General features: G+C 71.1%; 14 protein-coding genes and 1 pseudogene. 6 read left to right on the top strand and 9 right to left on the bottom strand.

The genetic code is table 11. From position 1 onward, the window contains the following. Positions 1-43: 43 nt before the first annotated feature. Genes ACQPZP_RS17390 through ACQPZP_RS17380 form a run of 3 tightly spaced genes read right to left on the bottom strand, consistent with a single transcriptional unit; the run spans position 44 to position 2,572 of the window. Positions 44-688, bottom strand: a complete 645-nt coding sequence (locus tag ACQPZP_RS17390) for a response regulator (protein ID WP_433478643.1) — start codon at positions 686-688, stop codon at positions 44-46. Then, complete coding sequence (locus ACQPZP_RS17385; RefSeq protein WP_433478642.1) at positions 679-1,857, bottom strand: sensor histidine kinase; 1,179 nt, start codon at positions 1,855-1,857, stop codon at positions 679-681. Before ACQPZP_RS17385 ends, ACQPZP_RS17390 begins: the two co-directional genes overlap by 10 nt. Beyond that, positions 1,841-2,572, bottom strand: coding sequence for a DedA family protein (locus ACQPZP_RS17380; protein ID WP_433478641.1), 732 nt, complete (start codon positions 2,570-2,572; stop codon positions 1,841-1,843). The genes ACQPZP_RS17385 and ACQPZP_RS17380 overlap by 17 nt, the downstream gene beginning before the upstream one ends. A 204-nt stretch (positions 2,573-2,776) precedes the next feature. Between ACQPZP_RS17380 and ACQPZP_RS17375 the strand changes: the two genes are divergently transcribed. From ACQPZP_RS17375 to ACQPZP_RS17360, 4 genes are all read left to right on the top strand, one after another. Then, positions 2,777-3,592: an SAM-dependent methyltransferase gene (locus ACQPZP_RS17375; protein WP_433478640.1), complete on the top strand. Its 816-nt coding sequence runs from the start codon at positions 2,777-2,779 to the stop codon at positions 3,590-3,592. Between the two features lie 273 nt (positions 3,593-3,865). Then, positions 3,866-4,363: a hypothetical protein gene (locus ACQPZP_RS17370; RefSeq protein ID WP_433478639.1), complete on the top strand. Its 498-nt coding sequence runs from the start codon at positions 3,866-3,868 to the stop codon at positions 4,361-4,363. A gap of 159 nt (positions 4,364-4,522) precedes the next feature. Then, the gene (locus ACQPZP_RS17365; protein WP_433469986.1) at positions 4,523-4,711 is read left to right on the top strand and encodes a DUF5999 family protein; all 189 of its coding nucleotides are present in this window, start codon (positions 4,523-4,525) and stop codon (positions 4,709-4,711) included. Positions 4,712-5,156: 445 nt separating this feature from the next. Beyond that, positions 5,157-5,423: a hypothetical protein gene (locus ACQPZP_RS17360; protein WP_433478638.1), complete on the top strand. Its 267-nt coding sequence runs from the start codon at positions 5,157-5,159 to the stop codon at positions 5,421-5,423. Between the two features lie 10 nt (positions 5,424-5,433). Here the strand turns inward: ACQPZP_RS17360 and ACQPZP_RS17355 are convergent, their stop codons facing one another. From ACQPZP_RS17355 to ACQPZP_RS17340, 4 genes are all read right to left on the bottom strand, one after another. After that, positions 5,434-6,378 (bottom strand): ribose-phosphate diphosphokinase, encoded by a 945-nt coding sequence (locus ACQPZP_RS17355; RefSeq protein WP_433478637.1) that lies wholly within the window; start codon positions 6,376-6,378, stop codon positions 5,434-5,436. Positions 6,379-6,432: 54 nt separating this feature from the next. Continuing rightward, a complete protein-coding gene (locus ACQPZP_RS17350) occupies positions 6,433-7,212 on the bottom strand; it encodes an ArsR/SmtB family transcription factor (RefSeq protein WP_433478636.1) in 780 nt (259 codons plus the stop codon). 96 nt (positions 7,213-7,308) lie between these two features. Continuing rightward, positions 7,309-8,112: an SAM-dependent methyltransferase gene (locus ACQPZP_RS17345; RefSeq protein ID WP_433478635.1), complete on the bottom strand. Its 804-nt coding sequence runs from the start codon at positions 8,110-8,112 to the stop codon at positions 7,309-7,311. A 41-nt stretch (positions 8,113-8,153) separates the two neighbouring features. Continuing rightward, positions 8,154-8,750: a PepSY domain-containing protein gene (locus ACQPZP_RS17340; protein WP_433478634.1), complete on the bottom strand. Its 597-nt coding sequence runs from the start codon at positions 8,748-8,750 to the stop codon at positions 8,154-8,156. A 604-nt stretch (positions 8,751-9,354) separates the two neighbouring features. Here ACQPZP_RS17340 and ACQPZP_RS17335 point away from each other — a divergent pair. Together ACQPZP_RS17335 and ACQPZP_RS17330 are read left to right on the top strand one after the other, a co-directional pair. Next, positions 9,355-9,570, top strand: a pseudogene (locus tag ACQPZP_RS17335) (winged helix-turn-helix domain-containing protein); the annotation flags it as partial. A gap of 1 nt (position 9,571) precedes the next feature. Beyond that, positions 9,572-10,993, top strand: coding sequence for a sensor histidine kinase (locus tag ACQPZP_RS17330; protein WP_433478633.1), 1,422 nt, complete (start codon positions 9,572-9,574; stop codon positions 10,991-10,993). On the opposite strand, the gene ACQPZP_RS17325 is transcribed toward ACQPZP_RS17330, so the two are convergent. Then, positions 10,986-12,152 carry an acyl-CoA dehydrogenase gene (locus ACQPZP_RS17325; RefSeq protein ID WP_433478632.1) on the bottom strand — a complete coding sequence of 389 codons (1,167 nt, stop codon included), beginning with the start codon at positions 12,150-12,152 and terminating at the stop codon, positions 10,986-10,988. The two genes, ACQPZP_RS17330 and ACQPZP_RS17325, sit on opposite strands and share 8 nt — an antisense overlap. A 94-nt stretch (positions 12,153-12,246) precedes the next feature. Then, a complete protein-coding gene (locus tag ACQPZP_RS17320) occupies positions 12,247-13,122 on the bottom strand; it encodes a LysR substrate-binding domain-containing protein (RefSeq protein ID WP_433478631.1) in 876 nt (291 codons plus the stop codon). Between the last annotated feature and the right edge of the window lie 53 nt (positions 13,123-13,175).

Here is a 13,175-nt window from a genome sequence, read left to right as displayed (position 1 = left end):
CATACCCGATTCATGCCCGTTAGTCCGTTTTTTGGGGGAAGGTTTAGGACCCCAGATAGCGCAGGACGGCGAGGACGCGGCGGCTGTACCCGGCCGCGTGCGACAGGTCGAGCTTGTCGAAGATCGCGTTGACGTGCTTCTCGACGGCGCTCTGCGAAACGTGGAGGTTCGCGGCGATCGAGGCGTTGGTGTGCCCCTGCGCCATGTTGTCGAGGACGTCCCGCTCCCGCGGGGTCAGCCGGGCCAGCGGGTCGGCGTGCGCGCTGTGCGCCAGCAGCCGGCGGACCACCTCCGGATCGAACGCCGCGCCGCCCGCCCCGACTCGGTCGAGGGCGTCCAGGAACTCGTCCACCTGCGCGACCCGGTCCTTCAGCAGGTAGCCGACGCCGGTGGTGTCCGCGGTGATCAGCTCGGTGGCGTAGCGCTTCTCCACGTACTGCGACAGGACGAGCACCCCGACGTCCGGCCAGCGGCGCCGGATCTCCAGCGCGGCGCGCAACCCCTCGTCGGTGTGCGTCGGCGGCATCCGGACGTCCACGACCACGACGTCGGGCGGGCCCTGCGCCACCGCCGCGAGGAGCGCGTCGCCGTCGCCGACCGCCGCGTCCACCCGGTGGCCCTCCTCGGCGAGGAGCCGCACCAGGCCCTCGCGGAGCAGCGTCGAGTCCTCGGCCAGCATCACCCGCACGGCAGCTCCGCGGTGATCACGGTCGGGCCGCCCGGCGGGCTGTGCACGGTGAACGTCCCGTCCAGCGCGGCGACCCGGCGGGCCAGCCCGGCGAGCCCGCCGCCGCCCGGGTCGGCTCCCCCGCCGCCGTCGTCCTCGATGCGCACGCCGATCATTGTCGCCGATCCGGCGACGGCCACCCGCACGGAGCGGGCGCCGGAGTGCTTGGCGGCGTTCGTGACGGCCTCGCAGACGACGAAGTAGGCGGCGGTCTCCACCGCGTGCGGGGGCCGGCCGGGCACGTCGTACTCGATCGCCACCGGCACCGCGGACCGCTCGGCCACCGTCTCCAGCGCCGCCCGCAGGCCCTCGCCGTCCAGCGCGGCCGGGTAGACGCGCCAGGTGACCTCCCGCAGGTCGGCCAGCGCCCGCTGCGACTCCTCGTGCGCCTGCTTCAGCAGCTCCGAAGCCCTGTCCTCGGCGCCGGCGCGGCGTGCGCGGCCGATCAGCATGCCGAGCGCCACGAGCCGCTGCTGGACGCCGTCGTGCAGATCCCGCTCGATGCGCCGGCGCTCGTCGTCCACGGCGTCCACCACCTGAGCCCGCGTGACCGACAGCTGCGCGATGCGGCGCTCGTACTCCGCCAGCGGGCTCGGGCCGAGGCAGCGCCGCGCCACGCCCCGCTCCATCGCCGCGACCCCGACCAGGCCCTGGACGGCGAGGAAGAGCAGCACCAGCCCGGCGACGACCGCGTAGAGGACGATCCACCAGCTCGGCGGGATGCCGTCCAGGTAGTCGCCCGTGATCCACCAGCTCACCGCCAGCCGGACCCCGGTCACCGCGCCGAAGGCGATCAGCAGCAGGATCACGCCGCCGAGCAGCCCCACCGGCACCCGCAGCACGAGGTAGGAGAGCGCCCGCAGCGGGCCGTACTGGACGACGCCGTCCTCGCCGAGGAACGTCCGGAGCCGCCGGCGCTCCAGCTCGGTCAGCCTGCGCGCCCCGTCGGCGACGACCGCCGGGACCGTGCGCTGCCCGTGCGAGAAGGCCAGGGAGTAGGCCATGAGCGGGGCCGCCACCGCCAGCAGGACCAGCTCCGCGCCGGCGGTGAACGCGCCCAGCGCCAGCCCCACGGCGGCGCGTCCGATCGCCGCGAGGCCACCGCGCGGGACGTCAGAAGATGCGGTCACGTTCGAATTCTCTTGTCTCCGCCCGATGCGCACCCGGCCGCCGTTCCTGGACGAACCGCTGCCCCCCGGCGGCCTTCCGTGACTTCACGATACGGACGGCGAGGAACACCACCGCCACCAGGGCGACCAGCGCGACCACGGCCTTGGAGTAGACGCCGACGCACTCCTCGACCGTCCGCCAGTTGTCGCCGAGCCCGTATCCGGCCAGCACGAACGTCGTGTTCCACAGCAGGCTGCCGAGCGTGGTGTAGAGCAGGAAGGTCGCCATCCGCATCCGCTCCACCCCGGCCGGGACGGAGATCAGGCTGCGGAAGATCGGGATCATCCGGCCGAAGAACACCGCCTTGGCGCCGTGGCGGGCGAACCACGCCTCGGTCCGGTCCAGGTCGGCGAGCTTGACCAGCGGCAGCCGCGCTGCGAGCGCGCGGATCCGGTCCCGCCCGATCAGCGCCCCGATCCCGTAGAGCGCCAGCGCGCCGGCGACGCTGCCGAGCGTCGTCCACACGAGCGCCGCCACCAGGCTCATCCGGCCCTGCGCGGCGGTGAACCCCGCCAGCGGCAGGATCACCTCGCTCGGCAGCGGCGGGAACAGGTTCTCCAGCGCGATGGCCAGCCCGGCACCCGGCGCGCCGAGTTCCTCCATCAGGCCGGTCGCCCAGCCCGCGACGCCGCCGGCGGACTCGCTCCCGGACGCCGCGTACATCATTTCGATCATGCTTGAGACGCTAGGAACCGGCGCGTCCGGCCACCATGGAGAGCACCGCCGACGCGTCCGGCCGTACGCCGCACCCCCAACCTGCGGAAAACCGCACCCCTGCCACGGAAAGGCTGACGGGCAAGGCGGATCGGCCTAGTCTTGTGGGCCACGTCACCGCCCGTCCGCGGGCACCAAGGGCGCACAACAGAAGGAGCCGCACGCGTGGCAGACGACCTCCCCGAGAGCGCGCCTCCCGGAATCGATCCCTCCACGCCGACCTTCGCACGCGTGTACGACTACTTCCTCGGCGGCAAGGACAACTTCGCCGCCGACCGGGAGGTGGCGGACATGGTGATGCAGCTCGTCCCGGAGGCTCCCGTGGTGGCGCAGGGCAACCGCGTCGCCATCGAGCGGGCGGTGACCTACCTGGCCCGCGATCTCGGGATCGACCAGTTCGTCGACATCGGGTCGGGGCTGCCCACGGCGTCCAACGTGCACCAGTTCGCGCGCACGGCCAACCCGGCGGCGCGGGTCGTCTACGTCGACAACGACCCGATCGTCCTGGCGCACGGGCGGGCGCTGCTCACCGAGACCGGTGTCGCGACGTTCATCCAGGGCGACCTGTACGAGCCGGAGAAGATCTTCACCGACCCGGCGCTGACCGCGCTGCTCGACCTGTCGCGCCCGGTGGGGGTCGTCCTGGCCGCGATCATCCACCACGTGCCGGACGAGCGGGACCCCGCCGGCGTCGTCCAGGCGCTGCATCCGTTCCTGGCGGCCGGCAGCCACGTCGTGCTCACCCACCTGCACGACTCGGGGAACGACCCGCGCGTCGAGGAGGCCAAGCGCATCCTGCAGTCCGGCCTGGGCGGGTCCTACTTCCGGCACTCCTCGGACATCGAACGGTTCATGGAGGGGTTCACGATCCTCGAACCGGGGGTGGCGCACGTGACCGAGTGGCGGCCCGACGGGCCGGCCGGGCCCCTGGAGCACCCCCTGCACACCCAGATGGTGGCCGTGCTGGGCCGGAAGGACTGACCGGGTCCCCTTGATCGGCCGATTAAGCGCAGAGTGAAACCGGTACCGCCGGCGGACGTCCGCGCGGGAGCCTCGGAGGCCCGATTCCCGCAGGCCGTGCGGTTCCGGACACCGGCGCCACCCGGTTTCGGGCATCGGACCGACCATGATCCAGGTAAAGGATCTTTTTGATCGACTTTTCCGTTAAGAGCCTTTCTTGTAGCGTTCGCAGCGTTTTGTGAAGTGCATTCATGATCGGACTTTCCCGCCACAAGATCATCTGAGGACGCCGCGATGCCCCTGGCGACAGGTCTGGCCGCGGCCGCGCTCCTGGGCCTGCTGACGCTCCTGGCCACCGCGCGGCGCGGCCGGCGCCGACACACGTCGGAGAACGAGCACCCCGAGTCCCTGACGGCCGTCCTCGGCCCGGGCGACGAGGAGTACCTCGCATGGCTCGCCGACCACCACTGGCCGGGGGACGAGTACCTCGATCTCGAACACGAGTGGCTCACCGAACTGGCGTTCGGCGAACCGGCCGGTCACTACGTGTCGCCGCTGTGCCCCCAGTGCAACCTTCGCCGCGAGGACGTCTGGCCGTGCCCCACCTGCGGCAGGCTCCTGCACTCGTCCTGCGGCCACGGGATGCGGCGCCGGACCGTCGACCGCCCCTACCGGACGCACGGCGCCAACTCCGAGGCCGTCATCGCGGAGTGGATCTGCACGGGCTGCACGTCCGTCGTCGGCCTGGACGTGGACCACGGCGGCGAACCGGACGAGGGCCTCTTGCGGTGAAACGTCCCAATTGCCCGATCCTGCCGGTCTTCACACGTGCCCAACAGTAAAGAATCCGCCATCCACTTGCATATTTCGGTCGGACGGCGGCAGGCTGCACTATGTCCTTAATCATAGGGACACCCGTGGAGGAACCCCGTGACCGCTCAACAAGACTCGATCTGCCAGCACGATCCGACCTGTCCGACACCGGACGACCTCGACCGCGAGGCCGCGCGCATCGTCGCCGCCCACCCCGAGCAGGGCTGGAGCCTTCTCTGCAACGGCATCGTCGTCTTCGACGACACCGGCGAGCTGCTCCCCGACGGCCGCGTGATCGCTCCGCACCGTCCCAGCACGGCCGCCTAGAGGCGAGATTCCCTCCGTGATCACCTGATCACGTACCTGCCGCAGCCGAGCCGGGCGCGCTCTTCGAAAGCCGCCCAGGCCGCCGCGGGACGCTCTGGAAACCCCGTCCCGCGTGATCGGCACACGCTGCAGGCCCCCGGCATGAGCCCGGCGAACTGACGCTCGTCCGCATCGAGCACACCCGATCCCGGCCAGGTCGCCGTCACCGTCCGGTCGAGACGACCACCAGCGGACTCCATCCCCAGGCCAAAGCCTGGCCGCGTGCGCCGCCACCCGCGTGTCGTGGCACCCCGGCGCGAGGATCACGTCAGCCTTGGAGAGAGGGCCGGAGTCCCGGCGCTCGCATGTCGGGATGCCATCCGGCGGGTGGTCCCGGTAGCGTTCAACTGCTTTGCTACTTACGCAAGATTCATGCGGAACTCGACCGCGAAAGGACGGTGTAGGTGTGGTCACAGTCCTGGTCCTCGTGTCCCTGGTCGCCCTGTTCGGACTCTGCCTGCCGAACCTCCTGCGCCCCATGCCGCCGCGTCCCGCGCCCGACCCGCCCCCCGACGCCGGCCATCCGGAGTCGATGACCGCCGAACTCGACCCCGGCGACGAGGAGTACCTCGCCTTCCTCGCCAACGAGCTCTGGCCCGACGACGAGTACCTCGAACCAGAGCACAGCACCGACGGCGAAGAGGAATCCGGCGGCACCGACATGCTCCTCTGACCCGCCCGGGTCAGGGGGATTCGAAGAGGGCGCTCACGGATTCGCCGTTGTGTATCCGGCGGACCGCCTCGGCCAGGGCCGGGGCTATGGAGAGGACGCGGAGCTTGTCGCTGCGGTCCCCGTCGGGAACGGGGACCGTGTTGGTGCAGACGATTTCCAGGACGTCGGGTTCGGCGGAGAGGCGCTGGAGGGCGCCGGCGGCGAACAGGCCGTGGGTGCAGGCGATGCGGATGGTGCGGGCGTCCATCTCGCGGAGGCGGTCCAGGAGTTCCAGCACGGTGCTGCCCTTGGCGATCTCGTCGTCGAGGACGATCACGTCGCGGCCGGCGATCTCGCCGATGACGGAGCTGATCTGGACGCGGTCGTCGGGGAAGCGCTGCTTGGCGCCGGCGGCGACCTTGACGCCGAGGAGGCGGGCGAAGGCGGCGGCCTCCTTGGCGTTGCCGAGGTCGGGTGAGACGACGGTGGCGCGGGACAGGTCGTGGCCGCGGAAGTGCGCGGCCAGTTCCCGCAGCGCGTTCAGGTGGTCGACCGGGACGGAGAAGAAGCCGTGCACCTGCGGCGAGTGCAGGGTCATGGCCAGGACGCGGCTCGCGCCGGAGGCGACGAGCAGGTCGGCGACCAGGCGGGCGCCGATGGAGATGCGGGGCGCGTCCTTCTTGTCGGAGCGGGCGTAGGAGAAGTGCGGCATCACGACGGTGATGCGGCTCGCGGACGCCCCCCGTGCGGCGTCGCACATCAGGAGGAGCTCGACCAGGTGCTCCTGGACGGGTGCGACGAGCGGCTGGATCAGGAAGACGTCCCGCTCCCGGCAGTTGGCCTGCAACTGTACTTCGAGGCAGTCGTTGGCGAACCGGTCGACGCGGGCGGGGCTCAGCGGCACGCCCAGATGGGAGCAGACCTCGGCGGCCAGTTCGGGGTGGGCGCTGCCGCTGAACACGGCGATCTCTCGCACGAACCGCTCCTCACATGATCGACTGCGGCCCGCTCATCGTAGGGCGGCGCCCGGTCAGGTGCTGGGGAGGGGCTCGCCGGTCTCCAGCAGGGTCTTCAGGCCGGACAGGACGTGCGGCCAGCCGTGCCGGGACATGCCGAGCAGGGTCTCGCCGCCCTCGTGCACGACGGTCAGCTTCACCGTCTCCCCGGCGGGCTCCATCTCGAAGGTCACCTTGGAGCGGGGCTCCTGCATGAGCTTGGCGCGGGTCTCCTCGTCCACGCCGACGGACCGGGCCCACTCGGGTGTGAAGGTGTGCCAGGTGTAGGAGAGGCGGCGGCCCGGTTCGGATTCGAGGACGACCTGCTCGGGGTCGGCCGTCGTCGCGCCCTCCTCGTGCCAGTCGATCGGAGACCCCGGCTTCCAGTCCGTCTCGAACGAGACGCCCCAGTAGCGGCGGGTGAACGCCGGGTCGGTCAGGGCCTCCCAGAGGCGTTCCGGCGTGGTCTTGATGTAGGTCGTGTAGACGAACTCGTTTCCGGTCATCGGGTCCTGCTCCAATGCGGTCTTCAGGTCGGCGAGCGCACGCGCGCGCTCCTGGTCGTACCGGCTCATCCATCGGTCGGCGATGGCGTTGATCGGGGCGGCGTCGAGATAGTGGAGCTTCTCGCGTCCCCGGCGCAGGGTCGTCACGAGACCGGCGGTCTCCAGCACCGCCAGGTGCTTGCTGACCGACTGCCGGGTCATGTCCAGCCCGGCGCACAGCTCACGGAGCGTCTGCCCGTTGCGGGCGTTCAGGGTGTCCAGCAGCCGGCGCCGGCTCGCGTCGGCGAGCGCCTTGAAGACCTCGTCCATCCGTCCGTCCCATATGCAGCCATCTGGTTGCTTTTAACTATAGGCAGCCAGATGGTTGCATGTCAACGGACGGTCCTGGTCGCGGGGAGGGCGGCGCTACGGTTTGCGCCCCACGGCACCGTAGGCGTCCACCGGTTCCGGCTCGGCCCCGGCCGCCGTGTCCGGCCGCCAGTGCGTCACCGGGACGATGCCGGGCTCCACGATTTCGAGCCCGTCGAAGAAGCGCCCGATCTGCTCGGGCGTCCGAAGGACCAGCGGGGCGTTGCCCGACGCGTTCCAGACCTCGACGATCCGGTCGGACGCCGCGCCGTGGACGACGTTCGTCCCGTCGAACATCGCCAAGTAGCTGCCCGGCGGCACCCCGCCCAGGAGTGTCCGGACTATCCCGTACGCCTGGTCGTCGTCCGGGATGAACTCCAGGATCCCCATCAGCGTGAACGCGACCGGCCTGCCGAAGTCGAGCGTCTCGGCGGCGGCCTCCAGGATGGTCTCGGGATCCCGCAGGTCCGCGTGGATGTAGGCGGTGCGCCCCTCGGGGGTGCTGGTGAGCAGCGCCTTCGCGTGCTCCAGCACCAGGGGGTCGTTGTCGACGTAGACGATCCTCGACTCGGGCGCGGCGCGCTGGGCCACCTCATGGGTGTTGTCCACCGTGGGCAGGCCCGTCCCGATGTCGATGAACTGGCGGACCCCGGCCTCGGCGGCCAGATGCCACACCACCCGGTTGAGGAACAGCCGGGAGGCGCGCGCGAGCCGGGCGACGTCCGGGAGCATCCCGAGGATCTGGTCCCCGACCTCGCGGTCCACCGGATAGTTGTCCTTGCCGCCCAGCCAGTAGTTCCAGATGCGCGCCACGTGCGAGACGTTCGTGTCGATGCCCGGCCCGGGCCGCTGTTCGCTCATGGGCACCTCCTCGGCCGTTCCTTTCCCGCCGCGGACAGGGGTCAGTCCTCGTCGCCCGTCTCGCTATCGATGACCTTGCCTGTCGCGGCGTTTACGGTGACCTCGTGTTCGGTGCCGTCCTGGGCGGTCACGTCGAGTTCCCACACCGCCTTGCCATCGTCATGCTCGAACTCCGCGGACGTGACGCGACCGGAGACGGCCTTCAGCGCCGCACCCGCCGCGTCCGACACGGTGACCTTCGCATTCCGCAGCGCGGCCTCGCCCCGGTGGTCGCCGTCCTCGTCCGGGCGGTCCGCGCGGTTACCCGTGACCTTCGCGTTGCCGGCGTCCACGGTCACGTCACGCCAGGTTCCGTCGGCGGCGAGGACGTCGACCTCCCAGACCGTCCTGCCGTGCGCGTCGTTGAGGTCGATCTCCTCGACCTTGCCCGGAACGGCCTTCAACGCCGCGTCCACGGCCTGCGTCAGCGAGACCGCCGTCTTCGCGGGCCGGTCGTCGGACGGCGATGCGCCTCTGCCTTCGTCGTCGTCGGCGGCGGCGACCGCGGCCGTGGCTCCCCCGCCCGCGAGGACCCCCGCGGCCACGACCGTGACCAGCAGCCCGCGGCCCGCGAGCAGGCGCCGTGCGTCGAACTTCATCGAACCCCACCTTCGGATGTCGTGTCAGCGGCCGGTGTTCCGGCCGTGCAGATGGACGATGCCCCGAATTCCTGTAGCCCCGCTGAAGCAACCTGAAGCCGCCTTCAACCCTCTTCTTGCAAGCGCCGTGATTCATCGCCTCAGGGGAATCGCATCCTTTACCTGCGCCCTGGTACACAAAACGAGTAACCTTCCGGGAGCTGTCTGTGAGTCTGGAAGGCACGAACCGGCTTGCCGGGGATACGGTTCAGAAGACGTCGATCGGGTGGCTGTCGCTGGGCTCGCCCCAGCGTGGGGCCCTGTCAACGGTCCCGCGCCGCACACGTGTGGTGGATGCGACTTCGACGCGGCGGCCAGTCGTGAGCGAAGAGCGTAAATCGGTGGAGACGATCGAGCCAAGAGCTCGGTCGTTGACGGCCGAGAAGTTGACGCGGGATTTGGCACCACCTGTGGGTGTTGATGGTCCGCGTCCGGGCGCTCTCGTGCCCGGACGCGGGCACACCTGCCCATCGTGCCCGGGCGCTCCACGGTGGACCGCCACCTCCACCTCCGCGCCGGCCCTGGAACACCCGCCATGCCGACGAGCTGACCCGGCAAGGAGTTCGCCGTGCTGGAGCATCTGGCGGCGAACGCGGGCCGCGTCGTGTCGAAGGCGCAGATCATGGAGGCGGTCTGGGACTTCGCGTACGACGGGGATCCCAACATCGTCGAGGTGTACGTGAGCGCGCTGCGCCGCAAGCTCGACGTCCCGTTCGGGCGGCGGTCGATCACGACGCTGCGCGGGGCCGGATACCGGCTGGCCAGGGACGGGGGCGCCTGAGGTGGCCCGCCGCCCGACGTCCGTCCGGGCCCGGACCACCCTGGCCGCGACGGCGGTGGTGGCCGTCGCGCTGATCGCCGCCGGTCTCGCCGTGGTGCTGCTCCTGCGCGCGAACCTCGGCGGCCAGGCCGATCTGAAGGCCGAGGTGGCGGCGCGCGAGGTGGCGTCCCAGCTGGCGACCGGCACCGCGTACGCGGCGCTCGATCTGCCGGATCCGGAGGATCACCCGGTGCAGGTCGTGGGCGAGGACGGCCGTGTCCGTGCGGCCAGTGAGGATCTCCAGGCGATCCAGGGCGCCGGCTCCCCCGCTGTGCGGGCCGGCCGGTCCCCGCGCGTCCACGGCGACGATGACGACCACGATGACGACGCCCCGGGGCGCGGCGAGGTCTCGGGCGACGACCCCTCGTTCAGCACCGGCAGCGCGACCGTGGACGGCCGCACCGCCCGGTTCCGGTTCGCGGCGGTCGAGGTGACGACGCCGCGGGACGAGACCGTGACCGTGTACGCGGGCACCGACCTTGCCGCCGCGCGGGACGCGGTCGGCACCGCCACCCGGGCGATGCTCGCCGGACTGGCGCCGCTGCTCGCCGTGGTCGCGGGGGTGACGTGGCTGGTCACGCGGCGGGCGCTGCGGCCGGTGGAGGCGGTCCGGGCGGAGCTGGCCGAGATCACCTCGTCCGGCGACCTGGCCCGGCGGGTGCCGGTGCCGGACGCGCGGGACGAGATCGCCGGGCTCGCCGCGACGACGAACGAGACCCTCGCCGCGCTGGAGGACTCGGTGGCGCGGCAGCGCGGGTTCGTCGCGGACGCCTCGCACGAGCTGCGCAGTCCGATCGCGTCGCTGCGCACCCAGCTGGAGGTCGCCGCCGCACATCCCGAGCTGATGGACGTGCCGGGGCTGGTCGAGGACGTCGTGCGGCTCCAGCATCTCGCCGCCGACCTGCTGCTCCTCGCCCGCATCGACGCCGGTGACCGTCCGCCGGCCCGGCCCGTCGCGCTCGGGAGCCTCGTCCGGGAGGAGCTGGAGCGCCGCGCGGCCCGCGACCGGATTCCCGTCCGGCCGTCGATCGAGGGAGACCCGCACGTCATGGGCGTGCCGGGACGGCTCGCCCGGGTCGTCGGCAACCTGCTCGACAATGCCGGGCGGCACGCCGGGACGGCCGTCCGGCTGTCCTTGCGCGAGGTGGCGGGCACCGCAGTGCTGGGGGTCGCCGACGACGGGCCGGGCGTGCCCGCCGCCGACCGGGGGCGGATCTTCGAGCGGTTCGTGCGGCTGGACGACGCCCGCAGCCGCGACGAGGGCGGCGCGGGGCTCGGCCTCGCCATCGCCAGGGATCTGGTGCGGGCCCATGGCGGGGACCTGACCGTCGGCGAGGCCCCCGGCGGCGGCGCGCTCTTCGAAGTGCGGCTGCCGGTTATTTGAGGAGTTGGCGGGCGATGACCATGCGCTGGATCTGGTTGGTGCCCTCGTAGATCTGGGTGATCTTGGCGTCGCGCATCATCCGCTCCACCGGGAACTCGCGCGTGTACCCATACCCGCCCAGCAACTGCACCGCATCCGTGGTCACATCCATCGCCACATCCGAGGCCAGCGCCTTGCACGCCGAGGACACCAACGTCAGATCCGCCACCCGCTCCCCCCGCATCGCCCGCTCGGACTTGACCGCCGCGTGGTAGGTCAACTGCCGGGCGCCCTCCAGGCGCATCGCCATGTCGGCCAGCATGAACTGCACACCCTGGAAATCGGCGACCGGCCGGCCGAACTGACGGCGCTCCTGCACATACCCCACCGCGAAATCCAGCGCACCCTGCGCGATCCCCAGCGCCTGCGCCGCGATCGTGATCCGGGTGTGGTCCAACGTCGCCAGCGCCGTCTTGAACCCCGTCCCCGGCTCCCCGATGATCCGATCCGCCGGAACCCGCACATCCTCCAAGATCACCTGCCGGGTCGGCGACCCCTTGATCCCCAGCTTGCGCTCCTTGGGACCGAACGACACCCCCGCATCGGCCGCCTCCACCACGAACGCCGAAATCCCCCGCGCCCCCGCCGACGGATCGGTCACCGCCATCACCGTGTAGAACTGCGACACCCCCGCATTGGTGATCCACATCTTGGTGCCGTTCAACACCCAATGCTCACCATCACGCACCGCACGGGTCTTCATCCCCGCCGCATCCGACCCCGCATCCGCCTCCGACAACGCATAGGAGAACATCGCCTCCCCCCGCGCCACCGGCGCCAGGAACCTCTTCTTGAGCTCCTCCGAACCCGCCAGCAGCACCGGCACCGTGCCCAGCTTGTTCACCGCCGGAATCAACGACGAGGACGCACACGCCCGCGCGACCTCCTCGATCACGATCACCGTCGCGAGCGCATCAGCCCCCGCACCCCCGTACGATTCGGGCACGTGCACCGCGTGCAGACCATTGGCGACCAGAGCGTCCAGGGCCTCCCGCGGGAACCGGGACTCCTCGTCCACCTCCGCCGCGAAAGGAGCGATCTTGGCATCGGCCAGCTCACGCACCGTCCGCCGCAGCAGCTCATGCTCCTCCGACGGCGCGTACGCGGGAAAGTCGCTCATCGTTCCTCCACGGCGCTCACGGCGCGCGTCAATACTTTGACGGCCAATATTTGGACGCCAAAGTAATCGACCGCCGCGGCGGCCGTCAAGACGGTCAGAGATGCTGCAGCAGCTTGGCGAGCGCCGGGTTGTCGTTGCCGCGGTGCCAGGTCAGGCTCAGCTCGACCGGGGCGGGGTCCGGGAGGTCGACGGGCCGGAACGTCAGGCCGGCGTAGCGGAGCCGGGCGGCCGCCGCGGGCACGAGCGCGACGCCCCAGCCGGAGTCGACCAGCGCGAGGATGCTGTGCACCTGGCTGAGATACTGCGCGTACACGGGCGAGACGCGGGCCTGCCGGAACAGGCTGATCAGCAGTTCGTGGAAGTAGCGGGCCTCGACGGGCGAGTACATGATGAACCGCTGCCCGTCGAAGTCGGCCAGCCGGACCGGGTCCTCCCCTTCGGCGAGGGGGTGCCCGTTGGGGACGGCGGCGAGCAGCGGCTCGCGATCGGCGCGGCGTTCCTCAAGGTCGGGGTCGCTGACCGGCGGCCGGACGAACCCGAGGTCGAGGCCGCCCTCGGCAAGGGCCCGCACCTGGTCCCGGGTCACCATCTCCCGCAGCACGATGCCGACGTCGGGCAGCGCCGTCCGCGCGACCTCCAGGAGCCGGCCGAGCGTCGCGTAGGCGCTCGCGGCGGTGAAGCCGACCGTGATGGTCCCGGCCTCCCCCGCCGACACCTGCCGGACGGACATCGCGGCGTGGTCGGCCTGCTGGAGCAGCCGGCGGGCCTCGTCGAGGAACGCCCGGCCCGCGGGCGTGAGGCGGACCGAGCGGTTCGTCCGGTCGAACAGCCGGACCTTGAGCTCGTTCTCCAGCAACTGGATCTGGCGGCTCAGCGGCGGCTGCGTCATGCGGAGCCGCTCGGCGGCCCGGCCGAAGTGCAGTTCCTCGGCGACGGCGACGAAGTTCGTCAGCTGGGTGAGAGTGAACATTGATTCCGCACAGGTATCAGTGGATGCATTTTTCGTGTTGGACCTAAATCAAT

Source organism: Spirillospora sp. CA-142024 (assembly GCF_050942325.1).
Lineage (GTDB): Bacteria > Actinomycetota > Actinomycetes > Streptosporangiales > Streptosporangiaceae > Spirillospora.
Note: the sequence above shows the minus strand (reverse complement) of the source record. Positions and strands in the feature narration are given on the sequence as shown.